This window comes from Arthrobacter sp. YAF34 (assembly GCF_052113245.1).
Classification (GTDB): domain Bacteria; phylum Actinomycetota; class Actinomycetes; order Actinomycetales; family Micrococcaceae; genus Arthrobacter.
Genome location: NZ_JBFRCV010000005.1, coordinates 75731 through 100481 on the forward strand (window position 1 = coordinate 75731; position 24751 = coordinate 100481).

Annotated in this window: 23 protein-coding genes and 2 riboswitches; of the genes, 16 read left to right on the forward strand and 7 right to left on the reverse strand. The window is 67.9% G+C overall.

Going from position 1 to position 24751, the window contains the following annotated elements; genetic code table 11:
• The first annotated feature begins 25 nt into the window (after positions 1 to 25).
• The 5 genes from AB4Y72_RS07815 to AB4Y72_RS07835 all read left to right on the forward strand — a co-directional run bounded on the left by AB4Y72_RS07815 (position 26) and on the right by AB4Y72_RS07835 (position 5744).
• Positions 26 to 655: a LytR C-terminal domain-containing protein gene (locus AB4Y72_RS07815; RefSeq protein WP_441425591.1), complete on the forward strand. Its 630-nt coding sequence runs from the start codon at positions 26 to 28 to the stop codon at positions 653 to 655.
• A gap of 159 nt (positions 656 to 814) precedes the next feature.
• Positions 815 to 1018 (forward strand): cold-shock protein, encoded by a 204-nt coding sequence (locus AB4Y72_RS07820; RefSeq protein ID WP_441425592.1) that lies wholly within the window; start codon positions 815 to 817, stop codon positions 1016 to 1018.
• The gene (locus AB4Y72_RS07825; protein WP_441425593.1) at positions 1018 to 2352 is read left to right on the forward strand and encodes an ABC transporter substrate-binding protein; all 1335 of its coding nucleotides are present in this window, start codon (positions 1018 to 1020) and stop codon (positions 2350 to 2352) included. The genes AB4Y72_RS07820 and AB4Y72_RS07825 overlap by 1 nt, the downstream gene beginning before the upstream one ends.
• Positions 2353 to 2647: 295 nt before the next feature.
• Complete coding sequence (gene groL, locus AB4Y72_RS07830; protein ID WP_441425594.1) at positions 2648 to 4282, forward strand: chaperonin GroEL; 1635 nt, start codon at positions 2648 to 2650, stop codon at positions 4280 to 4282.
• A 403-nt stretch (positions 4283 to 4685) separates the two neighbouring features.
• Positions 4686 to 5744: an RNase H family protein gene (locus tag AB4Y72_RS07835; protein WP_441425595.1), complete on the forward strand. Its 1059-nt coding sequence runs from the start codon at positions 4686 to 4688 to the stop codon at positions 5742 to 5744.
• A gap of 13 nt (positions 5745 to 5757) precedes the next feature.
• Here the strand turns inward: AB4Y72_RS07835 and AB4Y72_RS07840 are convergent, their stop codons facing one another.
• From AB4Y72_RS07840 to AB4Y72_RS07865, 6 genes are all read right to left on the reverse strand, one after another.
• Positions 5758 to 6045 (reverse strand): WXG100 family type VII secretion target, encoded by a 288-nt coding sequence (locus AB4Y72_RS07840; RefSeq protein WP_441425596.1) that lies wholly within the window; start codon positions 6043 to 6045, stop codon positions 5758 to 5760.
• A gap of 135 nt (positions 6046 to 6180) precedes the next feature.
• The gene (locus tag AB4Y72_RS07845; protein WP_441425597.1) at positions 6181 to 7647 is read right to left on the reverse strand and encodes an ATP-binding protein; all 1467 of its coding nucleotides are present in this window, start codon (positions 7645 to 7647) and stop codon (positions 6181 to 6183) included.
• A gap of 2 nt (positions 7648 to 7649) precedes the next feature.
• On the reverse strand, positions 7650 to 8360 hold the full coding sequence (locus tag AB4Y72_RS07850) for a response regulator transcription factor (RefSeq protein WP_223984236.1): 711 nt from the start codon (positions 8358 to 8360) through the stop codon (positions 7650 to 7652).
• Between the two features lie 132 nt (positions 8361 to 8492).
• The gene (locus tag AB4Y72_RS07855; protein ID WP_441425598.1) at positions 8493 to 10139 is read right to left on the reverse strand and encodes a DNA repair helicase XPB; all 1647 of its coding nucleotides are present in this window, start codon (positions 10137 to 10139) and stop codon (positions 8493 to 8495) included.
• Positions 10136 to 12634, reverse strand: coding sequence for a helicase-associated domain-containing protein (locus AB4Y72_RS07860; protein ID WP_441425599.1), 2499 nt, complete (start codon positions 12632 to 12634; stop codon positions 10136 to 10138). The genes AB4Y72_RS07855 and AB4Y72_RS07860 overlap by 4 nt, the downstream gene beginning before the upstream one ends.
• A gap of 10 nt (positions 12635 to 12644) precedes the next feature.
• On the reverse strand, positions 12645 to 12878 hold the full coding sequence (locus tag AB4Y72_RS07865) for a hypothetical protein (protein ID WP_441425600.1): 234 nt from the start codon (positions 12876 to 12878) through the stop codon (positions 12645 to 12647).
• Between the two features lie 177 nt (positions 12879 to 13055).
• Here AB4Y72_RS07865 and AB4Y72_RS07870 point away from each other — a divergent pair, with 177 nt between their 5' ends.
• The 3 genes from AB4Y72_RS07870 to AB4Y72_RS07880 are packed head-to-tail and all read left to right on the forward strand — an operon-like array spanning position 13056 to position 15453.
• A complete protein-coding gene (locus AB4Y72_RS07870; protein WP_441425601.1) occupies positions 13056 to 13439 on the forward strand; it encodes a cold-shock protein in 384 nt (127 codons plus the stop codon).
• Between the two features lie 8 nt (positions 13440 to 13447).
• Entirely contained in the window at positions 13448 to 14047 is a 600-nt protein-coding gene (locus AB4Y72_RS07875) for a DUF3027 domain-containing protein (protein ID WP_441425602.1), read from the forward strand.
• A 44-nt stretch (positions 14048 to 14091) separates the two neighbouring features.
• Positions 14092 to 15453: an MFS transporter gene (locus AB4Y72_RS07880; RefSeq protein ID WP_441425778.1), complete on the forward strand. Its 1362-nt coding sequence runs from the start codon at positions 14092 to 14094 to the stop codon at positions 15451 to 15453.
• A 2-nt stretch (positions 15454 to 15455) separates the two neighbouring features.
• Here the strand turns inward: AB4Y72_RS07880 and serC are convergent, their stop codons facing one another.
• Positions 15456 to 16586: a phosphoserine transaminase gene (gene serC, locus AB4Y72_RS07885; RefSeq protein ID WP_441425603.1), complete on the reverse strand. Its 1131-nt coding sequence runs from the start codon at positions 16584 to 16586 to the stop codon at positions 15456 to 15458.
• A 344-nt stretch (positions 16587 to 16930) separates the two neighbouring features.
• Between serC and AB4Y72_RS07890 the strand changes: the two genes are divergently transcribed.
• From AB4Y72_RS07890 to fdhD, 8 genes are all read left to right on the forward strand, one after another.
• The gene (locus tag AB4Y72_RS07890) at positions 16931 to 17626 is read left to right on the forward strand and encodes a metal-dependent transcriptional regulator (protein ID WP_441425604.1); all 696 of its coding nucleotides are present in this window, start codon (positions 16931 to 16933) and stop codon (positions 17624 to 17626) included.
• Positions 17627 to 17770: 144 nt separating this feature from the next.
• Positions 17771 to 17986: riboswitch (cyclic di-AMP (ydaO/yuaA leader) on the forward strand.
• A 4-nt stretch (positions 17987 to 17990) separates the two neighbouring features.
• On the forward strand, positions 17991 to 18809 hold the full coding sequence (locus tag AB4Y72_RS07895) for a M23 family metallopeptidase (RefSeq protein ID WP_441425605.1): 819 nt from the start codon (positions 17991 to 17993) through the stop codon (positions 18807 to 18809).
• Between the two features lie 136 nt (positions 18810 to 18945).
• A riboswitch (cyclic di-AMP (ydaO/yuaA leader) is annotated at positions 18946 to 19115 on the forward strand.
• A 295-nt stretch (positions 19116 to 19410) separates the two neighbouring features.
• Complete coding sequence (locus tag AB4Y72_RS07900) at positions 19411 to 20181, forward strand: NlpC/P60 family protein (RefSeq protein WP_441425606.1); 771 nt, start codon at positions 19411 to 19413, stop codon at positions 20179 to 20181.
• Positions 20182 to 20401: 220 nt separating this feature from the next.
• Entirely contained in the window at positions 20402 to 20902 is a 501-nt protein-coding gene (locus tag AB4Y72_RS07905; protein ID WP_441425607.1) for an HNH endonuclease, read from the forward strand.
• A gap of 107 nt (positions 20903 to 21009) precedes the next feature.
• Entirely contained in the window at positions 21010 to 21687 is a 678-nt protein-coding gene (mobA, locus tag AB4Y72_RS07910; protein WP_441425608.1) for a molybdenum cofactor guanylyltransferase, read from the forward strand.
• A gap of 21 nt (positions 21688 to 21708) precedes the next feature.
• On the forward strand, positions 21709 to 21996 hold the full coding sequence (locus AB4Y72_RS07915; RefSeq protein WP_441425609.1) for a DUF6457 domain-containing protein: 288 nt from the start codon (positions 21709 to 21711) through the stop codon (positions 21994 to 21996).
• Complete coding sequence (locus AB4Y72_RS07920) at positions 21993 to 23507, forward strand: molybdopterin molybdotransferase MoeA (RefSeq protein ID WP_441425610.1); 1515 nt, start codon at positions 21993 to 21995, stop codon at positions 23505 to 23507. The genes AB4Y72_RS07915 and AB4Y72_RS07920 overlap by 4 nt, the downstream gene beginning before the upstream one ends.
• Before the next feature lie 227 nt (positions 23508 to 23734).
• Positions 23735 to 24628 carry a formate dehydrogenase accessory sulfurtransferase FdhD gene (gene fdhD, locus AB4Y72_RS07925; RefSeq protein WP_441425611.1) on the forward strand — a complete coding sequence of 298 codons (894 nt, stop codon included), beginning with the start codon at positions 23735 to 23737 and terminating at the stop codon, positions 24626 to 24628.
• The last annotated feature ends 123 nt before the right edge of the window (positions 24629 to 24751 follow it).

Genomic DNA, 24751 nt, shown 5'->3' on the forward strand with positions numbered 1-24751 from the left:
AAATCAGCAAGGACGTCGTTTTACCATGACCAAATACGCTCGGGATGAATTTGATCGGGTCCCGGAGACCTCCACCCGGCAGGGTGTCCACCGGGCAGCTGCCGCATCGCGTCGCCGGAGCCTCGCGCCCATCCTGGCGGCGGGCTGCGTGGCCCTGGCCATCGGACTGGTGGCCTTCCTGATCCTGCCGAAGCTCGGCTTTTCCGCGGGACAGGCCGCGAACGTGACGGCCGGCGCCAGTGCGTCTGCCACGAGCACGGCGAGCCCCGGCTCCGCCACCCCCAGCCCCGCGCAGACGCGTCCCGAGGCCGCAGGCACCGCCCCGGCGGCGTCGCCCTCAGCGACGCCCAGCGCCAGCGCCACTGCCACAGCTGCCGGTGTGGACAAGACGCAGCCGGTGACGGTCTACAACGGGACCACCACCGCCGGCCTCGCCAACCGCGTCGGCGGTACTGTCAGCTCCGCCGGTTGGGTCGTGGCCGAGAAGGGAAACTGGAGCGGCGTCCCGCAACAAACGTCAGTGATTTTCTACAGCAGCGCCGATCAGAAGGGCAACGCGAAGGCCCTGGGAACGCTCCTCGGCATCGACACCCTCGAGGAGTCCGCCGAGTTCAACACGCCGCTCGTCGTGGTGATCGGACCCGGCTTCCAGTAGGCCAATCCGGTTACGCCTCAATAACTATTAGCCGGCGGCCCTGCCCGCCGGCGGCGTTCCTGGGGGACGCTGTGAGTACAGTATCTGCGGATTTCTCTTCGCATTCCGCGGCACACATCGAGGTGGGCCGCACGCAAGCTAGCTGAAAGTGTGGACGCCATGGCACTGGGAACCGTCAAATGGTTCAACGCCGAAAAGGGCTACGGCTTTATCACCGTGGATGGTTCCGAAGACGACGTCTTCGTGCATTGGTCCGCGATCGTCGGGGAAGGCTACCGCGCCCTGGATGAGGGCCAGCGGGTGGAGCTGGAAATCGGCGAGGGCGAAAAGGGCCCGCAGGCTGATAGCGTTCGGCCCGCCTAGTGGCACTTTCTGCCGTCACGAAGAGCCCGCGGGACCCGGCCCGGCGCCGTACCGGACGTTTCTCGTTGGGCCGCGCCCTTGCCGCGGGAACGGTTTCCGCCCTGGCGCTGACAGGCTGCCTGGGTCCGTCCGGCAGCGCCCGCGTAGCCAGCGCTGACGCCAGCGGTGACGGCACCCTGCGCATCGGCCTGCTCCTGGACAACACGGGGCAGCAGAACTTCCTCAACGCCCCCCAGCTCGCGGCGGCAAAGCTTGCCATCAAGGACATCAACGCCGCCGGCGGCCACAAGGGCAAGCCCGTGGAGCTGCTGCCGGAAACCATCAGCACGGACACCGCCGCCCAGGCCAAAGCGCTCGTGGCCGCCAAGGCCGACGTCGTGATCGGCCCGACCGATTCCAGCCGCGCCCCCGCCGCCATCGACGTGCTCGCGAACGCCAAAGTCGCGGTCATCTCGCCAGCCAACTCGGCCGGCGCACTGAGTAACTACAAGAACGGCGGCTACTATTTCCGCACCTCGGCGGCCGACACCGCCCAGGCGTCAGTCCTCGCCAAGCTGGCCAAAGACGGCGGCGCCAAGACCCTGGCGGTCCTGCACGAGGAAGGCGACTACGGCAAGGACGTTGCCGACGCCGTCGCTAGCGCGGCCAAACAGTCCGGCATGGACGCCGTCGCGGACGCCGAGTTCAAACCGGGCCACGCGGACCAGGCTGCCGCCGCCCTGAAAGCGGCGAACCCGGACGCCGTGGTCCTGGTCGCGCGCGAAGGCGCCCAGGGCGCCGTCGCGGAGCTGAACAACGTCGGCCTTGCCGGCAAGAAACTCGTCCTCAGCGACGGAGCAGTCAACCAGTACGGCTCCGGACTGGGCGCACGCGCCCTGGACGGCGCACGCGGAATCCTGCCCGGCGTCTTCCCCTCCACCGACTTTCAGGCGGGCCTCGTCGCCGTCGATCCCGGTCTGAAGGACATGACCTTCGCCGCCGAGACGTACGACGCCGTCATCCTGGCCGCCCTCGCCGCCGCAGCGGCAGAGGACGACGCCGGAACCTCCATCGCGGCGTCCCTCGTCGGCGTCTCGGGCGGAACCACAGCCGGGGGCGGTAAGCCAGGCGGCCAGCCCGCCAGCCAGGGCCCCAGCCAGGCCTGCACGACGTACAAGGCCTGCGTCGACGTCCTGCGGGCGGGCAAGCGGCCGGACTATGACGGTAAGTCCGGCCGGATCAACTTCGATTCCCGCGGCGACATCACGCAGGCGAACTATGTGGTCTACACCTATGGCGGGGACAACCAGTCCACGATGACCGGCACGGAAGTCGCCAGCAGCAGCGGCGGCTGATCGCTCCTAGCGTATTGGCCGCCCGGAGCGGGCGGTTCGGGCCGGGCACTGCTTGCACTCTCCCCGGGGGAGTGCTAATTATTGAGTTAGCACTCCAGCGCACTGACTGCTAACACGACGCCCGGTCCGTCCGGCCGCGAAGTGGAGCGGCCGGTCCAGGAGCTGAAGAAACACCTTGCTGGGGTGAGATCCCGGGCCCAGCGGCATACAGAGGCCGCCGGGTAGGGGTCGTCCGTCGCGGGCACCACAGCGAAGGTTCATTCTTAACGACTGTCCCGAAAGGACTACTGCCGTTATGGCCAAGATCATTGCATTTGATGAAGAGGCACGCCGCGGTCTTGAGCGGGGCCTGAACATCCTCGCCGACGCCGTCAAGGTCACCCTCGGCCCGCGGGGACGCAACGTCGTCCTCGAAAAGAAGTGGGGCGCCCCCACGATCACCAACGATGGTGTTTCCATCGCCAAGGAGATCGAGCTGGACGATCCTTACGAGAAGATCGGCGCCGAGCTGGTCAAGGAAGTTGCCAAGAAGACGGACGACGTCGCTGGCGACGGCACCACCACCGCTACGGTTCTGGCACAGGCACTGGTCAAGGAAGGCCTGCGCAACGTCGCGGCCGGCGCTGACCCGCTGTCCCTCAAGCGCGGCATCGAGAAGGCTGTTGAGGCCGTCACGGTCGAGCTCCTGGCCTCCGCCAAGGAAATCGAGACCAAGGAAGAGATCGCCGCCACCGCGTCCATCTCCGCCGGCGACAACGAGATCGGCGCCCTGATTGCCGAAGCCCTCGACAAGGTCGGCAAGGAAGGCGTCATCACGGTCGAGGAGTCGAACACGTTCGGCCTCGAGCTGGAGCTCACCGAAGGCATGCGCTTCGATAAGGGCTACATCTCCGCTTACTTCGTCACCGACGCCGAGCGCCAGGAAACGGTCCTTGAGGACCCGTACATCCTGATCGTCAACTCCAAGATCTCCAACGTCAAGGAACTGGTTGCTGTCCTCGAAAAGGTCATGCAGTCCAACAAGCCGCTGCTGATCATTGCCGAAGACATCGAGGGCGAGGCCCTGGCCACCCTGATCGTCAACAAGATCCGCGGCACCTTCAAGTCCGTTGCCGTCAAGGCTCCGGGCTTCGGCGACCGCCGCAAGGCGCAGCTGGCCGACATCGCCATCCTCACCGGTGGCCAGGTCATCTCCGAGGAAGTCGGACTCAAGCTTGAGACCGCCGGACTCGAACTCCTCGGCAAGGCCCGCAAGGTTGTTGTCACCAAGGATGAGACCACGATCGTCGAGGGTGCAGGCGACGCCGACCAGATCGCCGGCCGCGTGTCCCAGATCCGCGCCGAGATCGAGAACTCGGATTCCGACTACGACCGCGAGAAGCTGCAGGAGCGCCTGGCCAAGCTGGCCGGCGGCGTTGCAGTCATCAAGGCCGGAGCCGCAACCGAGGTTGAGCTCAAGGAACGCAAGCACCGCATTGAGGACGCTGTCCGCAACGCAAAGGCTGCCGTTGAAGAGGGCATCGTCGCCGGCGGTGGCGTTGCCCTGATCCAGGCCGGCGCCAAGGCCTTCGCGAACCTGCAGCTCTCCGGCGACGAAGCGACCGGGGCGAACATCGTCCGCGTCGCCATCGACGCCCCGCTCAAGCAGATCGCCTTCAACGCCGGCCTCGAGCCCGGCGTCGTGGTGGACAAGGTCCGCGGCCTGCCCGCAGGCCACGGCCTCAACGCCGCCACCGGCGAGTACGTTGACCTGCTGGCCGCCGGCATCAACGACCCGGTCAAGGTGACCCGCTCTGCCCTGCAGAACGCGGCCTCCATCGCCGGCCTGTTCCTCACCACCGAGGCCGTTGTGGCCGACAAGCCGGAGAAGAACTCCCCGGCTATGGGCGGCGACGACATGGGCGGCATGGGCGGCATGGGCGGTTTCTAACCCTCTGGCGTCCAGCCACCTGAACTGACGAGTTCACCTCAGTAGTTCAACGACGGCGGTCCCACCTTCGGGTGGGGCCGCCGCCGTCAATTAAACGCACTTCCCCCACGCTCCCTCACGTCTCGCCCCCATCCATCCGACGCTCCCTCAGTTTGTGCAGCGATTTAGCCGACGCTGCCTCAGGTATCACAGCGCTCAAGCGAATGCTCCCTCACTTGAGAACGGGCGGGGAGGGCGCGTCGGGTGGTTTGGCGCCGGATGTGAGGGAGCGCGGGGTGGTTTGGCGCCGGATGTGCGGGAGCGTCGGGCGGGTGGGCGCCGGATGTGAGGGAGCGCGGGGTGGTTTGGCGCCGGATGTGAGGGAGCGTCGGCGGGGGCCGGCGGGGTCTGGCAGGATAGGTCAGTGACGATTACAGCAGCGGCCGACGGTTCGGCTTTAGGAAATCCCGGCCCGGCCGGCTGGGCCTGGTACGTGAATGACGACTGCTGGCGGGCCGGCGGGTGGCCCCATGGCACCAACAACCAGGGCGAACTGATGGCGGTACTGGACCTGTTCCGGGCCACGGCTCATGTCCCCGGCGAAGACCTGCTGATCCTCTGCGACAGCCAGTACGTCATCAACGCCGTGACCAAGTGGATGCCCGGTTGGAAGCGCAAAGGCTGGCGCAAGGCCGACGGCAAGCCCGTCCTGAACGTAGACCTGCTCAAAGATATCGACCGGGAACTCGTGGGCCGCAAGTACACCTTCGAATGGGTGCGGGGCCATGCCGGGCACGAGCTCAACGAGGCGGCCGACGACCGCGCCAGGGCGGCCGCCACGGCTTACCAGCAGGGCGTTGCCGTCCGGCAGGGGCCCGGATTCGGGGCTCCGGAGGGAGCGCCCGCACAGGCACACCCGCCGGGCTCCACGGCCCCGCAGGCAGCCCCGCAGGCCACGCCGCCAGCCAAGGCACCGCAGGCGTCGCCCCTGATCTCGTCCCAAGCCCCAGCCGAGGCCCCGCCGCGGGCAGCAACGGCGCCGACGGGCCAGCAGGAGCTCTTCGGCGCGCCGGGCTCCTTCGACGAACCGGACCTCTTCAGCGAACTCGACGAAGTGCAGGCCGGAGCCGGGGCCCCGGACGTGAGCCCGGAAAGCGTGGTCGAGTCCCTCGAGCGTGAACTGCTCCGCCCGGAAACCCGCGCGGACCTGGGCCGGACCGGCGTCCTGCTCCACCCGGATTTCACCGAGATCGGCACCTCCGGCCGGATCTGGACCCGCGACGCCATGATGATGGCCCTGGAGGACAACCCGGGAGGACCCACGGAGTTGGAGCTCTTGGCCGCGGACCGGCTGGGCGAGAAGACCATGCTCCTGACCTACCGCAGCCGCAACCGCGAGGGATCAGCCCTGCGCAGCTCCCTGTGGATCCTTGACGGCGCGCAATGGCGGCTGCGGTTCCATCAGGGCACCCCCGAGGCCTGAGGCCCGGACAAGCTCACCTGAAGCGCTGCGCGTTGCCCAGTTCTGCCTGGGCGTAGGTGGCCGCCGCGGAATTCAGTGCGAGATTGATGGACGCCAGCGAGGCCTCGACCCTGCCCTGGGTCAGCGTCCATTCCGCGACCAGGCTCTGGAAGTTTGTCGCCGCGGAACCGCGCCAGCTGCCCTGCAGCTCGTCCAGCCCGCGCTTCATGGCGTGGACGTCCGCACTGATCCGCTCCACCGTGGCCTTGACGTTGGCGGATTTCAGCTCGAGGAGCTCCGTGTCGACGGAGATGATGCTCATGGGAATGCCCTCTCGACGGTTCGGGAGGCAGTACTGGACGCGGGGGAGCCTGCGGGGGAGTGCCTGCCTCATCCGGATGTTCCGGACATCCCGAGCGTAGGCGGCAGCGCAGCGTGGGGACACCGCCGTCGGGTCCTATGTGGACATCTCTTTGGCGGACAGTTCCATGGCGTCTTCATCCAGGAACGGGATGCTGACCACCAGCGTGGCCCCGCCGCCCTCGGTCTTCCCAACCCGCACGGATCCGGAATGCGCGCCGACAATTGCGGCCACGATCGCCAGGCCAAGCCCGCTGCCGCCGGTTTCCCTGGTCCTTGAGGTGTCCGACCGGTAGAAGCGCTCGAAGATCCGGGCAGCTTCCTCGTCCGGGACACCGGGCCCGTGGTCCCGGACCTCAATCGCGGACTGCCGTGAGCCGTCCGGCGTCGTCCGGACGCCGACGCCGATTTCAATGGGGGTTCCCTCCGGCGTGTAGCGCAGGGCATTGCCGACCAAGTTGCTGACCACCTGGCGCAGCTTGGCTTCGTCGCCCAGCACGGGGGCGGCAGCGGGGGCCGCACCATCCAGGCCGGTGAGGGTGATGGTGCGGCTGCGGTCGCTCGCCTGGGTGTCCACCACCGCGTCGTTGGCCAGCAGCAGCAGGTCCGCGGGTTTCTGCTGGAGCGGCCGTTGCTCATCGATCCTGGCCAGCAGCAGCAGGTCCTCCACCATGGCGCCCATGCGCTTGGCTTCGCTCTCGATCCGTCCCATCGCGGTGGCCACGTCTTCCGGGGTGGACAGCGCGCCGTGCCGGTAGAGCTCGGAGAAGCCCCGAATGGTCACCAGCGGGGTGCGCAGTTCGTGCGAGGCGTCCGCGGCGAAGCGCCGCATCCGCGCCTCGGACGCCATCCGGGCGGCGAACGCCGTTTCGATGTGCGCGAGCATGGCATTGAGCGAGCTGCCGAGCCGGCCCACCTCGGTGCCCGGGTTCTCCACCTCCACGCGCCGGGACAAGTCTCCGGCCGCGATCGCGGCGGCCGTCTTCTCCACCCGGGTCAGCGGCCGGAAGGACCGCGTGACGGTCCATGTGGCGATGAAGAATGCCAGGACAAGCGTGAGCAGCCCGACTCCGACAACCACCAGGGCGGCGTGTTCCATGACGGAATCGACCGGGTTCAGGGGGAGGCCGATGACGACGACGGCGCTGTGCTGGTTGTTGTCAACGACGTTGACCGCCACGACCCTCCAGTTGCCGCCCTCGGAACCGCGCACCTGGAACGGAACCTGCTGGCGCTCCCGGGCTTCGACCGCCGAAAAGGTACTGATGGCGGGGTGGGAGTCCTTGTCCCCGCCGAAGACCCAGGGCTTCACGCCCGGGCTGAAGAGCATCAGGGAATAGTCGGTGGGGACGTTGGACGTGGTTTCCTGCAGTTGGGTGAAGGACTGCTGTTGGCGCGCGGAATCGACCGCGTCCCGAAGCTTGTCGTCCACCTGGCCTTGCAGGAAGCTGTGCAGCAGCGTCAGCGTGCCCGCGCCCGTGGCGGTGAGGGCCACGAGCATGAGCGCCATCATGATGGCCACGAGCTGCGACCGCAGCGACGCCGACTTCCAGCGGTGCAGCAAGGTCAGCGCTTCTCCGCGGTCCGCAGGACGTAGCCGACGCCGCGCTTGGTCTGGATCAGCGCGGGCGCGTCGGGATCGATATCCACCTTGCGGCGCAAGTAGGAGATGTAGGACTCCACGATCGAGGCGTCACCGTTGAAGTCGTACTCCCACACGTGATCGAGGATCTGGGCCTTGGACAGGACCCGGTTCGGGTTGAGCATCAGGTAGCGCAGGAGCTTGAACTCCGTGGGGGACAGCTCGATCACGGTCCCGCCACGGCGGACCTCATGGGCGTCGTCGTCGAGCTGGAGGTCATCGACCCGGATGACCGCATCGTCGTCGATCTGGGGCTGCGTGCGCCGGAGCACCGCGCGGATCCGGGCCACCACCTCATCGAGGCTGAAGGGCTTGGTGACGTAATCGTCGCCGCCCACGGTCAAACCGGTGACTTTGTCCTCGGTATCGTCCTTGGCCGTCAGGAACAGGACGGGGAAGTGCTTGCCGGCGGCGCGGAGCCGCCGGGTCACGGTGAAGCCGTCCATGTCCGGGAGCATGACGTCCAGGACCGCCAGATCGGGGGCGTGCAGCTCGGCGGCAGCCAGTGCCTCGCGCCCGCTGCCAGCTGAGACAACTTCAAAGCCTGCGAAGCGCAGGGACGTTGACAGCAGCTCGCGGATGTTTGGTTCATCATCGACGACGAGCAGCTTGGCTTCGGGACCGTTCTTCTTCATGTTCCCATGATGCTCCCAGACTCTGTGAGTTATCTGAATGGAAGGTGGATGTTGAATGGGCGGTGCCGGAGGGCCGCGCAGGCCGGACGGAGTGCCGAACGGCGTGCTAAAAGCCGGGGCTGCCCGGCGGTCCTAACCGGCGGCGCCGACATCCTTGGCGTCCATGATCCGGTAGGCATAGCCCTGCTCGGCGAGGAAGCGCTGCCGCTTCGCCGCGAAGTCCTGGTCCAGGGTGTCCCGGGCCACGAGGGAGTAGAACCGGGCGGCACGGCCGTCCTTCTTGGGCCGCAGCAGCCGGCCCAGCCGCTGGGCCTCCTCCTGACGGGAACCGAAGGACCCCGAGACCTGGATCGCGACCGACGCCTCGGGCAGGTCAATGGAGAAGTTGGCCACCTTGGAGACCACCAGGGTCTGCACCTCGCCGGCCCGGAAGGCTTCAAAAAGCCGCTGGCGCTCCTTGACCGATGTATCTCCCTTGATCACCGGCGCGCCCAGGCGCTCGCCGATCTCGTCGAGCTGGTCGATGTACTGCCCGATCACCAGGAGCTGTTCGCCCGCGTGCGCGGCCACGAGCTCTTCCACCACCCGGGTCTTCGTCTCCGACGTGGCGCACAGGCGGTACTTGTCGGCGTCCTCGGCCATGGCGTAGGCCACCCGCTCGTCCCGGGGCAGGTCGACCCGGACCTCCACGCAGTCGGCGGGGGCGATATAGCCCTGGCTCTCGATGTCTTTCCACGGGGCGTCGTAGCGTTTCGGACCGATCAGGCTGAAGACCTCGCCCTCCCGGCCGTCCTCCCGCACCAGGGTGGCGGTCAGTCCCAGCCGGCGCCGGGCCTGGAGGTCCGCCGTCATCCGGAAAATCGGTGCCGGGAGCAGATGGACCTCGTCGTAGATGATCAGGCCCCAGTCGTTGCCGTCCACGAGCTCCAGGTGCGGATACAGCCCGCCGCGCTTCGTGGTCAGGACCTGATAGGTGGCGATCGTGACCGGGCGGACCTCCTTGACCGAGCCGGAGTACTCGCCGATCTCCTCCTCGGTCAGCGACGTCCGTTTGAGGAGCTCGTCCTTCCACTGCCGCGCGGACACGGTGTTGGTCACCAGGATCAGCGTGGTGGTGGAGCTGGTGGCCATGGCGGCCGCTCCGACGAGGGTTTTGCCGGCGCCGCAGGGAAGCACGACGACGCCGCTGCCGCCGGCCCAGAAGTTCTCCGTGGCCAGTTGCTGGTACGGCCGCAGTTTCCAGCCGGTTTCGTTGAGCATAATGGGATGCGGCGTGCCGTCAACGTAGCCGGCCAGGTCCTCCGCCGGCCAGCCGATCTTGAGCAGCAGTTGTTTGAGCTGGCCTCGCTGGGACGAATGCACCACCACCGTCTCCCCGTCGATCCGCGGCCCGAGCAGCGGGGCGATCTTCTTGGCGCGGCTGACCTCTTCCAGCACCGGGTAGTCGGACGTGCGCATGACCAGGCCGTGCTGCGGGTCCTTTTCCAGCCGCAGGCGTCCGTACCGGGACATGGTCTCTTCGACGTCGATCAGCAGCGAGTGGGGCACCGGGAACCGGGAGTACTTCAGCAGGGTGTCCAGCACCTTTTCGGCGTCCAGTCCGGCGGCCCGGGCGTTCCAGAGACCCAGCGGCGTCAGCCGGTAGCTGTGCACATGCTCCGGCGCCCGTTCCAGTTCGGCGAACGCCGCGATGGCGTGCCGTGCCTCGGTGGCGAGTTCGTGGTCAACCTCCAGCAGGATGGTCTTATCACTCTGGACGATCAGGGGCCCGTCATTCACTGGAGCAGTTCCTCAGTAGCTTCTACGTCGATGATCCGGTGGATGGACAGCACGCGTTCGGTCTCCTTGTCCGGATCGAACACCCGCACGCGGCCGCCGTTCACCGCTACTGGAACAACGGTTTCGCGGCTGGCATTCCCCATGCTGTCCACGACATTCATGACCACCCGCTGCTTGAGGCGGATCGCCTTCAGCAGGGTCTCCAGCCCGAGCTGGGTCGCTTCCTCGCTGCCGGGTGCGGCTGCCGGGGGATTCCCGCCCGCCGTTGCCGGGGCCAGCGCGCCGTCATTGCGCAGTACGGCCAGCTGGGCGTCGATGTCGGCCTCGGGCGGGGCGGTGCGCGGGGCGGTGTAGACCGGCCGGCCGCTGCCGGGAACCGGCGTGGTGCGGCGCAGCCGGATAACGCCGGCTGCCGCCTCCTCCAGGACGGGGGAGAGCCCGAGGCCTCTGAGTACTTGGGCGGTGTCCCGCGGTGCGGCGTGCGAGATCACCACGGTGGGTGCGATCCGCACCAGCCCGAGACCGGACGCGGCCGGGGCGTTGAGGACGTCCAGCAGGGCCGTCTCGTCCTCGCTTTGGATGAAGCTGGCCGCAGCCCCTACCCGGAGCCGCGAGTGGCGGGCGGCGGTGTCTTCGATCAGGTACTGCAGGGGCTGCGGGATGGCGGTGGCTGAATGCTGGCGCAGGAAGTCCAGCATCGCCGTGGCGTCCTGGCCGGCGTCGAGGGCCCGGCGGACCGATGCGACGGAAAAGCGGTAAATGGTTGCCGGCCCCTTGCCTTCCGCCTCGGCCATGGTGAGCAGCCGGTCACTCAGTTCCGGATCAAGATAGCCCGGTGCCACCGCGGTCATGTCCGCCTGCAGCAACACGTGTTGCAGGGCTGCGGGCAGGTGTTCGCCCAGGATCCCCAGGGCGGCGTCAGGCTGTTCTGCGGCAATCGCGGCGCCCAGTTGGCTGAGCGCCCCGGACCCGATCAGGCCAAGCATCTCCGCCTCCGTGAGGAGACCGCGGATCAGCGAGCTGAAGCGGCGGGCCATCCGGGGCTGCGCCCACTCGGCACGCTCCAGCACGGCGGCGGCATCCAGCACGGGAGCCTGCCCGTCCGGCGCCGCGGCCTCGAGCGTGAGCTCATGCAGGATTTCCAGGACGCGTTTGCGGACCACGGGGGCGTCCGGCCGCTGCGCCTCGGCGGAAAGCGCATTGATGGTGGTCCCGGCCGGGCCGCGGTGGCCGGCCGCCCCCGGGGCGGCAGCGTTCACCGGCTGGCCCACGAGGGAGGGTGCGCGCTCGCTGGCCAGCCAGGCATTGACCAGCCACAGCCACTGTTCCTGCCGCGGCAGCGCCAGCCACTCCAGTTGCGGCGGCTGCACCCATGCGGAACTGTCGACGTCCAGCCGCAGGAGACCGGCCATCCCGCAGAGCTCCGCGAGGACGCCGGCCTCGTGCACGTCGATCCGCAGGGAATCCGCCAGCCGCTTCATCTCCCGGACTCCGACGCCTCCGCTGCGCAGCGTGGCCAGGGGCTGCGCACGCACGGTGTACAGCAGTTCGCCCACGAGCCGCAGCGTCTCGGCGATGGCACCCAGCGCGGCGTTGCGGCGGAGCGCTGCGCTCGTGTGCCCCAGCCGGGGGACCGGGGGCAGCAGGGAAAAGTCCTCAATGACAAACCCGCCGCGCAGCGACACCCCCACGCTGTGCGGCAGTTCGACGTGGGCGGCGTCCAGCGGCACCAGCAGCCCCCGGGCCAGCAGCCAGTCCACCGGGCCGACGTCGGCACTTTCGTGAAGCACCGAGGCGCGGCGCTGCGCCTGGGGAACGGCGCCCATGGCCCAGTTTCCGAACCGGGCCAGGAGCGCGGCGGTCCGTTCCGGCGCGGTGGCCAGGATGGCCTGGAGCGACTCCGGCGTCGCCGTCCAGTGCTGCAGCGACAGGGCCGCTTCCATCGGCGTGGTGGCGGGCGAGATGGATGCGCCGCTGCGGTGCAGTTCTCCGACCAGCTGCACCACCCGCTGCGCGAAGGCCGGCTGGAGCCGAACGAGCTCGGTGTAGCTGCGGCCGAGCCCGGCCGGATAGATGCCAATCACGTCTTTGAGGCTGCCGACCGGAAGGTAGTGCCGCTGCTTGGCTGCGGCGGGAGTCACCCCGTGGGGTGGGTCGGCGCGGTGGACGAGGGCCAGTTCCTGCAGGGAATGGAGCAGGCGGTCGATGGCGGCAATCGAGGCGCCATTGATCAGTTTCTTCAGCATCGCCGCCGACGCGCTGTGCCCGGTATCGGCATTAGTGCACAGGTGCAGGGTTTCCAGCACCTGCATCTGCGGCCGGTTGAGCCGCTCCAGCGCACGCTGCACGCTGACCCGCCCGCTGGCCCGCGCGGCCAGGGCCGCGAAGTCCGGGACGCCGGGGGAAATCAGGTCCGGCCGCGCGCAGAACAAGGCCCGCAGCGAATCGTCGTTTCGTGCCTGAAGTTCCTTGCTGAGCGCACGGATGAGGGACATCGTTCCCACGTTACCTTTCGCCAGGTCCGCGCGGGCGGCGCCGGGCGACCACACCGTCCACAACAAGCGCGAGCATGAGGATGAAGGCCACCGGGAGCCCGTAGAGGGCCACCGAAGTGATCCACGCGGGCGCAACGACGTGGTTGAGGGCCATGGCCATGACCGTGCCGACGGCGATGACGGACAACACGGCAAGGGTGGCCGTGAGGATCAGGAAGGGCCGCCGGTAACGCGTCAGTGTCATGTGGGCAACGCTAACAGTCCGGCCCCGCCCGCGCCTCAAACCGCTAAAGTGAACAAGGCAGGATAACCTTGGAGATACAGACCAACACGATCCGGGCAGTCATACCCTGAACCCGCGTATCCATGCGGATGCGGTGGCCGCCGGCCGTGTCCCCGCAGAACGAAGAAGGTTGATTACGTGCCTACCGGCAAGGTCAAGTGGTATGACAAGGAAAAAGGCTTCGGATTCCTCGCTGGCGAGGACGGCCAGGAAGTCTTCCTGCCCAAGTCCGCGCTGCCCGAGGGCGTCACGGAGCTCAAGGCCGGAACTCGCGTTGAATTTGGGGTGGCAGACGGCCGCAAGGGCGCCCAGGCGCTCGGACTGCGTGTGCTGGACAAAATGCCGTCCATCGCCAAGGCAAAGCGGCCCAGCGCCAGGGACCTTGCCCCGCTGGTTCAGGACCTCGTCAGCGTGCTGGACAACCTGTCCGGGACCCTGTCCGCGGGAAAGTACCCGGAAGGCAACAAGGGCAAAGCGATAGCGGCCGCCCTCCGTAAGGTTGCCGACGAGCTGGACGTCTAAGGCCCTTGATGACTCAGGAACCCGATCAGTTGCCGGCGCAGGATGCCGGATCCATCGTGCCGGCAGGCTCCAAGGGAGCCGGCTCAAAGCCGGGGTCCCGTCCGCGCGCCGGTGTGCCCGTCTGGCGGACCGGCAAACCGGACGCCTTCCTGGCCGCCGCCGTCGACGTCGCCCGTGCCGCCGTGGAGGGCATTGCCCCTGCCGAGCAGATCGGGGAGCACCTGGCGGCCCGCAGCGAAGGCGACCGCCTGGTGACCCACCTCTTCGAATCCAAGCTGCCCGGCTACGGCGGCTGGCAGTGGTACGCCGTGCTGACCCGCAACTCGCGGTCCAAAGTGGTGACGGTCGACGAACTCGGCCTCCTGCCCTCGGAGGACTCCATCCTCGCTCCGGCTTGGGTCCCGTGGGCTGAGCGGGTCCGCCCGGAAGACGCGCAGGCTGACGAGGCCGAGGAAGCATTGGGCGCCGAACCGGCGTCGCAGGGCTCCGACTCCGCGCACCCTGATGCTGACGAGGCCGACGCCGACAAGGCTGACCCCGAGGAGACTAATGCCAACGGTGCGGATGCCGACGACGACGGGGAACGCCCCGCGGACGAGGCCGATTAGCGGTTGAAAGCGTCAGGGAGCGAGCAGGAGGAGGGCTGGGCATGATGTCCACGTTCAAGTCCCTGCACATCCTGAACTACCGGATCTGGTTCGTCGGCGCGCTCATCTCCAACATCGGTACCTGGATGCAGCGCACCGCCCAGGACTGGTTGGTGTTCGCCCACCTGACGAACCAGGACGCCGGGGCCGTGGGCATCACCATGGCCCTGCAACTGGGCCCCCAGCTGTTCCTGGCACCGGTCGCCGGACTGGTTGCGGACCGCTTTAACCGCAAGCGGCTCCTGGTGCTGACCCAGTCCTCCATGGCACTTCTAAGTGCCGGGCTGGGCATCCTGGTGGTTTCCGGGGCGGCACAGCTCTGGCAGGTGTACGTCTTCGCCCTGATGCTTGGGGTGGTTTCCGCGCTGGACGCCCCCGTGCGGCAGACCTTTGTCTCGGAACTGGTCCAGGACGATTACCTTCCCAATGCCGTGGCCCTCAACAGCGCCTCCTTCAACGTTGCCCGCATGATCGGCCCGGCAGTCGCCGGCGTGCTGACGGCCGTTGTCGGCCCGGGCTGGGTCTTCCTCATCAACGCGTTCACGTTCGTCCCACTGCTGCTGAGCCTGGCGAGAATCCCGGCGGGATCGCTGCGGCGGCTGCCCCGGGCACCGGCGGGCAAAGGCAGGATCCGGGAGGGGCTGCAGTATGTGCGGTACCGCCCGGACCTCGTGGTGGTCCTCGTGGCCATCTTCATCGTTGGCACCCTGGGGCTGAACTTCGCCCTGTTCATTGCGGCCATGGTGGGCACGGAATTCGGTCTCGGCGCGGGAGCCTTCGGCCTGATGAATTCGATCATGGCCATCGGCTCCGTCGCCGGGGCGCTCCTCTCCGCCGGCCGCGGCAAACCGCGGCTGCGGGTCATTTTCGGCGCGGCCGGAGCCTTCGGCGTGACCTCGGGCCTCGCGGCGCTGGCCCCAAGCTACTTCTGGTTCGGGATTGCGCTGGTGCCGGTGGGGCTGTTCGCGATCACCATGATGACAAGCGCCAACGGGTACGTCCAGACCACGACGGACCCGGTGATGCGGGGCCGGGTGATGGCGCTTTATATGGCGATCTTCATGGGCGGAACGCCCATCGGTGCGCCGTTCGTCGGCTGGGTGGCAAACGTCGCCGGCCCCCGCTGGTCCATGGCGGTAGCGGCCGGCGCCGGCCTGCTCGCGGCCCTGATCGGGCTGCTGTGGATCATCCGGGCGAAGCAGCTGCGGCTCCACTTCAACCGCCGGGCGCGCGGGCTGCGCTACTTCCGCCTGGCCGCGGACACCGCCGCCGCGGGCGCGCAGATGGACGGGCAGCCAGCCGGCGCCGCCGGAAACGGCGACGGCGCCGTCCGGGCACCTGGCCGGGACGACGCCGTCGGACGCTGAGGCTACTTCTTGAGTTCGGCCACGACGAAATCGATGCATTCGAGCAGCGCCGAGACATCGTCCGGCTCGATCGCCACGAAGGTGGCGATGCGCAGCTGGTTCCGGCCCAATTTACGGTAAGGCTCAGTGTCGACGATGCCGTTGGCGCGGAGAACCTTGGCGATGGCTGCGGCGTCGATCGATTCGTCGAAGTCGATCGTGGCGATCACGTTCGAGCGGTCCTCGGCGTTGACCACGAACGGCGTGGCGTAGCCGGACGCCTCGGCCCAGCGGTAAATCCGGCCGGCTGAATCCGCGGTACGTGCGGAGGCGAAGTCCATGCCGCCGTTGGCGTTGAGCCACTGCACCTGGGCATCCAGGGTGACCAGGGTGGCCAGCGCGGGGGTGTTGTAGGTCTGGTTCAGCCGGGAGTTGTCGATTGCGGTCTGGAGATCCAGGAAATCGGGGATCCAGCGGTTGCTGGCCTTGATCCGGGCTGCCCGCTCCAGCGCAGCCGGGGAGAACAAGCCAAGCCACAGGCCGCCGTCGGACGCGAAGTTCTTCTGCGGCGCAAAGTAATAGACGTCCGACTCCGCCACGTCCACGTCCAGGCCGCCGGCGGCCGAGGTCGCGTCCACGAGGACCAAGGACCCGTCGTCGGCACCTGCCACGCGCCGGACGGGAGCCGCCACGCCGGTGGACGTCTCGTTCTGCGGCCACGCGTAGACGTCCACGCCGGACTCGGCCCTGGCGGTGGGACGGGTGCCGGGCTCGGCCTTGAGGATGGAGGACTCGGCGAGGAACGGTGCCTTGTTGGTGGCCGAGGCAAACTTCGAGCCGAACTCGCCGAAGGACAGGTGCTGCGCCTTGTTCTCCACGAGTCCGAAGCTGGCAATGTCCCAGAACGCCGTGGAGCCGCCGACGCCGAGGATCACTTCATAGCCTTCCGGGGCGCGGAAGAAATCACTGAGGCCGCTGCGGACAGAGCCGACCAGGTTCTTCACGGGTGCCTGGCGGTGCGAAGTTCCCAGCAGGTTCGCCGCCGCCGCGGCGAGGGCCTCCATCTGCTCCGGCCGGACCTTGGACGGTCCGGCGCCAAACCGTCCGTCCTTGGGCAGCAGGTTGGCGGGGATCGTGATGCTGGTGTCGCTCACAGTGGCTCCAATTTTCGGCTGGGTCGTGACGTGGCGGGGAGGTGGACGGGAAGGGATGGCTGCAACGGGCACCCTTTTCATTCTGCCTGTCCCATTTTGCCTGACGGCCCCCGTCGACACGGAAAATCCTCTGTCATAGTCCGGTCATTGAGACGCCCGGCGATCGGCCGGGCTTCGGGCGTCGGGCGCCTTCCTGGCAGGACGAATAATTATCTGGAGTAATTCAAAATAGGCTAGGCTGTCCTGCGAACGTACGGCGGATCCCGCTAGGGCGCATCCTGCACGCAGCCCGCACGCGGTACGGTGGGAATGACGCAAGGACTGCGCTCGAGGAGCTGAGCTGAATGACGGATCTGATCGATACCACGGAGATGTATCTCCGGACCATTCTGGAACTTGAAGAAGAAAACATCGTCGCCCTCCGCGCCCGCATCGCCGAACGGCTCCGCCACTCCGGCCCCACAGTTTCCCAGACCATCGGCCGCATGGAGCGGGACGGGCTGGTGGTTGTATCCGGCGACCGGCACCTTGAGCTGACCGAAACTGGCCGGAAACGCGCCATCGGTGTCATGCGCAAGCACCGACTCGCCGAACGCCTGCTCGCAGACGTGATCGGGCTCGACTGGGCGTACGTCCATGAGGAAGCCTGCCGCTGGGAGCACGTCATGAGCGAACGCGTCGAGCGTAGGATCTTCGAGCTGCTCAACCACCCGACGGTTTCGCCCTATGGAAACCCCATTCCGGGGCTGGCCGAGCTGGGTGGTGCACCGTCCGGTGCCCACGCTGACGGGGTCCTGAACCTGCTGCAGGCCATGACCGGCTATGGTCCGGACTCGCGGATTACGGTCAACCGGCTCGCGGAGCCGATCCAGGTGGAACCGGAGCTTTTGGCCCAGCTCGACGAGGGCGGCATCCGGCCCGGCGCGCTGGTCTCGCTGGAGCGGGTGGGGGAGTACATCTCGGTCCGCGTGCCGGATATCGAAGGCGCCCTGGAATTGCCGCCCGAAGTTGCCGCGCATGTCTTTGTCACCGTCGCCTGACCAGCCACAACGTGCCAGTCATGGGACAACCCACGAGTTTTGCACAGGGCGGTCACGGATTTATTACCGGGTGGCTTGATCCCCTATAGTTAGTGCCCTGTACCGATACCAAAGCGTTATCTGATCCGAAGCCGAGCCCTGCCAGCGGATCAGCAGCAGAACGACCTCCTGGCAGGGGCGGGGGAACCACTTTCGGCTGCTTCATCGCAGCCTCGGGGTGAAGTCCGTCAGCGGCAAGCAGCTTTCACGGCGGATCCCCAGGGATACCTCTGCGTCTGGTGCTTGCAGCGGCGGACCGGGTCTGTGATCTCTCTGACCCGAATCCGACAGCTAACTTCGCAGGCTCTCCAGAGAGGAACCGTTCTTGACCACCCAGACCGTCAGGGGACGTCGCCGCGCGACCGGTCCCGCTCCGGAGCCGCGTCCCGTTCTTGAGCCTATGGCCGATCGGCCGCGCGACCCGCACCGCGATGAACGCCGTCGGCGGCGCGGCCCGTTCCGTCAGGTAACGGACTTCGCCGCGGCCAGCGGCGTCGGCCAGAAGGCCGGGATCGCTCTGGCCGCAGCCGGTCTGATCCTCACAGTGACGGTTCCCGTCACTAGCCCGGTCATGGCTAATACGGGCGCATCGGGCGCACTTTCCGCCGCGGTGCAGCCGGATGTCACGGCTGCCGCCGCGGCGAAAGTCGATTTCAGCCGGACCGCCATCGCCACCAAGGGCGACCCGGACGGCAAGCTGAAACAGTTACTCAGTGCCCAGTCCGTCGGCAGCATCACCCGCGCGGCATCGAAGGGCACCTTGGGCCCACCCCTGGACCAGATGATCACTGCCTCGCCGTTCGGCTACCGTGTCAGCCCCATCACCGGCGTTGTGGGCGAGTTTCACCGCGGCCAGGATTTCGTCGCCCAGTGCGGCACCCAGGTCCACGCGGCAGCCAGCGGCACCGTGACCTTCAACGGATGGCACCCCTACGGCGGCGGAAACCGTGTGGTCATCGATCACGGCAACGGCCTGGAGACCACCTACAACCACCTGTCCTCGTCCTTGGTCACGGTGGGCCAGAAGGTCTCCCGCGGCGACGTCATTGCCCTGAGCGGGACCACCGGCGCCTCCACGGGCTGCCACCTCCACTTTGAAGTCATGGTCAACGGCAACGTCGTTGATCCGCTCGGCTGGCTCTAAATAGACGATGGACCTCTCTCGCATCCATGTGACACGCCGTGATCTGAATGTGACATTGAGGCCGGACTCCTGTAGGGTTTGAAGCACGCCAACTTTTCCGAAGTTGGCGCTCTTGAGTGGATTGCCTAGCTCTGCCACCGCTCAAGGTCCGTTCGCATTACATCGTCTGGCAGGGGCGGGGGAACCAATTTTGGCCTTCGAAAGAAGGCCTAGGGGTTAAGTCGCAAAGCTTCTCAGGAAGCGGAGCGGCCGGGTGACTCCCATCCGAATCCGACAGCTCACCTCGTAGGCATTGGGAGAGGCTACTTTCGTGTCTTCACGCCACAATGCTGCGCGTCTGCGCACTGGCGCGGCTCTTACGAGCCCGCTGGAATCCATATCACGTGCCGCCCTTGCCGGCGCCCGGATTGGATCACGTTCCGCACGCTCGTTTTCTATCGAGCCCGGACAGCATGCAGTTCCCGCTTTTGGCGCGTCTTCGCAGTACACCCTTCGCTAAGTAACCCATTTCGGGGCGATCCGGCGTACCCCCAAGATGCCGGAGCGTCCTCAGCCCGCGCCCGAAAACGCGCGGTCCAAGGATCACGAAAGAGAGAACTTAATGACTACTCGTGCAACCATTGCACGGCACCGCGCCGAGGTCACCAAGACCAACTCGCTGGCTGTTATTGCCAAGGCAGTCGGCGACAACGCCGGCGGCATGGGCCGTCAGGCCGCGGTTATCGCCGCAGCTTCCGGTCTGGTTTTGACCAGCGGAATCGCAGCCAACGCTGCTGAGACCAATGTTCAGCGCGAATCCACCTCCGCTTCGGCCCTGGAAGTCCAGTCGTCCGCACCGGCGACGATTTCGGCTGCGTCCAGCATCGCGATCTCTTACGAGAAGCCTGCTGTGACCACGTCACCGGCTCCCGCCGTCGCGGCTCCGGTCGCGGCTCCCAAGCCTGTCGTGAAGGTCCAGGATGCGACGGCTCCCCAGGCCGGCGGCGCCCAGGTTGGCGCCACCGCCGCGGTTGCCGCCCCGGCCGCAACCGGTGTTGCCAGCGGCATGGGCGCGACCATCGCAGCCGCCGCCTACGCCCAGATCGGCGTGTCGCAGGACTGCACCATGCTCGCCACCAACGCCCTGGCCGCGGCCGGCATCCACTACCACGGCTGGCCGGCTGGTTACCTGTCCCTCGGCCGCACGGTGAGCGCCGCCGAAGCTCGTCCCGGTGACCTCGCCTACTACCAGAACGGCGGAGTCGGCATGGCCCACATCGCGGTTTACGTCGGCAACGGCATGGCCGTCCACGGCGGCTGGAACGGTGGCACCACCGCGCTGTACAGCGTGAACATCGGCTCCGGCCCGGTCTTCATCCGCGTCGGCGGCTAGGCTCACACCCCCGCACTTCGAAGGACCCCTGCCTCTTGAGGCCGGGGTCCTTTGGGTTAAGCGCGAGGCAATTTCTGCGTCAGTTACCGGGCCAGCGAAAAAATATTCGGTGATCCGGCAGTTGAGTGTTTACTCTTGTCTTGTCGATCCATAGCCCGACCATGCACAGGGCAGCCGGCCCTCGTGCCCCTGGCGGGTGCGGCCGTGAAGAGGTATGCGGATGCGCACTCTCGTTCTGAATGCTGGATATGAACCGCTGGCGGTAGTGACCTTCCGCCGGGCGCTCGTCCTTGTCCTGACCGGAAAGGCCAGCGTCGTGGCCGAAGGAGACGATCCCGTCGTCGGCCCCCAGGACGTTCTGGGACGACCATCCGTGATCCTCCTTAACCGCTACATCCGGCCGCGATACAACACGACGACGGCGGTCAGCCGCCGCGGGGTGCTTCGCCGCGACGCGCACCGCTGCGCGTACTGCGGCAAGGCCGCCCACACGATCGACCACGTCCAGCCCAAATCGCGGGGCGGCGCTGATTCCTGGGAGAATCTGGTCGCGGCCTGCCTGCGCTGCAACAACGCCAAAGGCGACCACACCCCGGCGGAGATGGGCTGGAAGGTCGGGTTTGTTCCGGGGCCGCCGAAGGGCACCATCTGGCAGATCAAGGAGCTCGAGAAGCCGACGCCTGCCTGGGATCCGTTCCTGCTCCCGGAGTCGGCCGCCTGAACCAGTTGCCGGGCCGTCCCGCTGCGTGAGGACTGAACCGCGGGCACCCCCGGCGGTCCCGGCCGGGCAGGATTCGCCGGCAGCCCGCGCCGCGATAGTCTGAATCGGTGCAGTTCGATGCCATTATTCTCGCCGGGGGCAGATCGTCCCGCCTTGGCGGCGTGCCCAAGTCCGGGTTGATTTTCGACGGCGCCACCCTCCTTGAGCGATCACTGCGCGCCGCGGACGCGGCCGGGCACATCGTCGTCGTCGGGCCCGACCCCGGTGACCTGCCCAGCGGCGTCCTGAGCTGCCGGGAAGAGCCGCGCTTTGCAGGGCCGGCCGCCGCGATCGCCGCAGGTTTGGGCGCGTTGGCCGCGAGCCGGGCCGGTCGCCCTGGAGCCGCCGCCGCGCCGCCTTTTGTCCTCGTCCTCGCCTGCGACATGCCGCGGGCGGCCGCGGCCGTAAGCGCCCTGCGCGAAGCGGTGGCCGCTGTGCCGGGCGCTGACCGGGGCGGGGACCGCACCGACGGCGTCATGGCCGTCGCGTCCGACGGCCGAAAGCAGCCCCTCGTGGCACTTTATAGCACGGCCGCGCTACAACGATGCGCGTCGGACGCCGCGCGCCGGGGAAGTCTGGAAAACGCCTCGGTGTTCGCCCTTCTTGCTAGGCTGGACGTGCGTGAAGTTAGCGTTCCCCCCGGTTCCACGGATGATGTTGACACGTGGGGCGACGCTGCGGCACTCGGGGTGTCCGGTGTGATCCCGAACCCAGGCCCGGGCTCCGGTCCGGAACTCCCCAGCTGAACTCGACCATGGAGGCAAACGGTGAAAAGCCAGGATGAAATGCTGGAAGACTGGTGCCGTGCCCTGCTCCAGGCGCTGGAGCTGGACAATGTTGAGATTGACGTGAACGAGGTGCTGGCCCTCGCAGGCGTGGCCGCCCATTCGGTGGTCCGTCCGGCGGCGCCGCTGACCACGTTCATTGCCGGCTTTGCCGCCGGCCTGGCCTCGGGCTCTGGTCAGAGCACGGACGTCGCATCCATGCAGGCCGCCATGGCCGTAGCGCGCCGGTTCGCCACGGACTACGCAGCCGCCGAAGCCCCCGGGGCATGACGCCGGCGCTCCCGGACGACGGCGGACCGGCCTCCGCAGGCGGGGACAGGCCCACGGCCCCTCTTGTTGCTGCAGGCCCGGAGACGGCAGGCGCGGATCCGGCAGGCACGCTCACAGCAGGCGCGGAGACGGCGGATTCAGACATAGCGGGCCAGGTCCCGGCTGACCAGAACACGGCGGTGGTGCAGCACCGGCATCTGGCCCACACGTGGCAGGAAGCCCGGCAGCTCGCCTTCGACTGTGCCGTTCCGATCCCGGCCGCCCCCGTCCCGCTCCGGCAGGCCCTGGGCCGGACGCTGGCGGCCGACGTCGTTGCCCTGCAGGACATGCCCCACTATGCCTCCTCTGCCATGGATGGGTGGGCGGTCAACGGCAGCGGTCCCTGGATCCTGGCCGAACCCAGCCAGCGGCTGGTGCCGCATCAGGCAAGTCCGATTGTCACCGGCGGCCTCATTCCGGTCGGGGCCAAGGCTGTGCTGCGCAGTGAAAGCGGCGTTATCGACACGGACGAGGACGGCCTGCCCGTCCTGAGACTGGGCGGCAGCGCGAAGCCGGGGGACCCGCGTAACGGCGAGCACATCAGGAAAGCAGGGGAGGAGGCAGCCGACGGGGACATCCTGATCAAGCGCGGCACCGTCCTGAATCCGGCGCACCTGGCCCTCGCCGCTTTGGCCGGAACCGACGCTCTCGCGGTGCTCGGCAAGGCCGTGGTGCGGCTCGTCTTCACCGGCTCGGAGGTCGTGGCGTCCGGGATGCCGGCACCCGGGAAGGTCCGTGACACGTTCGGTCCCCAACTGGCAGCCGTGGTGGGGATGCTCGGCGGGATCTGCACCGAAGAAGTGAAAATCGGCGACTCCTACGCCGAATGGCTCGCCGCGCTCGAGGACACGGAGCCCGTCCTGGCAGCCGCCGGGGAGAGCCTGCCTGCCGACGTCGTCATCACCACCGGCGGCACGGGCCGCTCCGGAACAGATCACCTGCGGCGTTCGGTCGCCGAACTGGGCGGACGCCTGCTGATCGACGGGATCGCGATGCGGCCGGGCCACCCCGCCGTGCTGGCCGAACTGCCGGACGGACGGTACATCCTCGGCCTGCCGGGAAACCCGCTCGCGGCCATGATGGCGCTGTCCACCATCGGAGCTCCGCTCCTGGCCGCCCTGGGGCACCGGCCCATGCCGCCGCTCGGCGAGGTGCCCTGCGGTTCGACGATTGACGCTGATCCCGGCCGGACGCGGCTCATGCCCTACCGGCTTCTCTACGGCATGGCATCGCCGGCGCAGCACTCAGGATCGGGGATGATGCGGGGCCTGGCCGCCGCCGACGGCGTGCTGGTGGTTCCGCCCCACGGTGTGCAGCTGGGGGAGCTGGTCCGCGCCTTCGCGCTCCCGTGGGGGCCGCCGCTCCCGGACCCGGCGGCGGCATCGCCCGAGCCAAAGCCTGCCGCGAAGCGCACGGCCAGGAAACCGGCAGCCAATGACGGGCCGGTGGACTGGAGTGCCCTCCTGGGCTGAAAATCGCCGGAGACCCGGCCCGTACACGGCCCGTATCCTGCCGGTGCGGCCCGCCCCAGCCCGCCCGATGGGTCCGACCCCTCAGGCCTCCGGATCGGCACCGCGGTCGGAGCCGCGGGTCGGACCCACAGCCCTTTGGCGCGCTGGCTTCAGCGTCGGGCGCTTGCAATGATGGAACCAGTCAGAGAATTAACACAACCGCACACTATGTTGCTTAGGAGTACCGGATGGGCCGTGTGACACAGCGCCGCAAGGTGCACAAAATCGTCCTGGACGGTTCCCCGCAGGCCCTCGAGTTCCCGGTCCGGCACCGGGAAGACGTCCTGGCCGTCGAGGAACCGCTGGAAGTCCGGCTCGGAAGCATGCAGTTCTCTGTCACGATGCGAACGCCGGGCAACGACTTCGACCTCGTCGCGGGATTCCTGGTCTCGGAGGGGATCATTTGGACCCCCGAGCAGCTGGTCTCGCTCCGGTTCTGCGCCGGCGAGGACGCCGACGGCGTGCAGACCTTCAACGTCGTGGAGGCCCAGCTCCGTCCCGACGTCGTCCGGCCGGAGATTGGACGCAACGTCTTTACCTCCAGTTCCTGCGGCATTTGCGGGACGGACTCCATTGAGGCCGTGAGCAAATCCTCGCACTTCAGCCCGGCCGGGGATCCGTTGACCGTCCCCGTGGAAACGTTGGCGGCCCTCCCGGACGCGCTCCGGTCCGCCCAGGACGTCTTTGACGTCACCGGCGGCGTGCATGCCGCCGGCCTCTTCAGGATCGCCGACGACGGCTCGGCCGAGCTGCTGTGCCTCAGGGAAGACGTCGGACGACACAACGCCGTGGACAAAGTGGTGGGCTGGGCGCTCCGCGAGGGACTGCTGCCGCTCCGGGGGACCGTGCTGCAGGTATCCGGCCGGGCCTCGTTTGAACTCGTCCAAAAGGCATCCCTTGCCGGAATCCCGGTGCTCGCCGCTGTGAGCGCACCCTCGAGCCTGGCCGTCGAGCTCGCCGAGGCCAGCGGGATGACCCTGGCCGGGTTCAGCCGCCGGACCAGCTTGAACGTCTACGCCGGCCAGCACCGCGTGGCGTTTCCCGCTCCCGCCCCGGCGCCCGCGGCGGGCGCGGCCGTCTAGACCGGCCCCTCCGACCGGAGGTGTGGCTGGCCAGTGGCCTGGCCGGCCGGCGGCAACACTTGGCCTGAAGGGTGCCCGCGACGTAAGTTTTATCCATCGATTGGAACCGATCGGTCCCCGGCG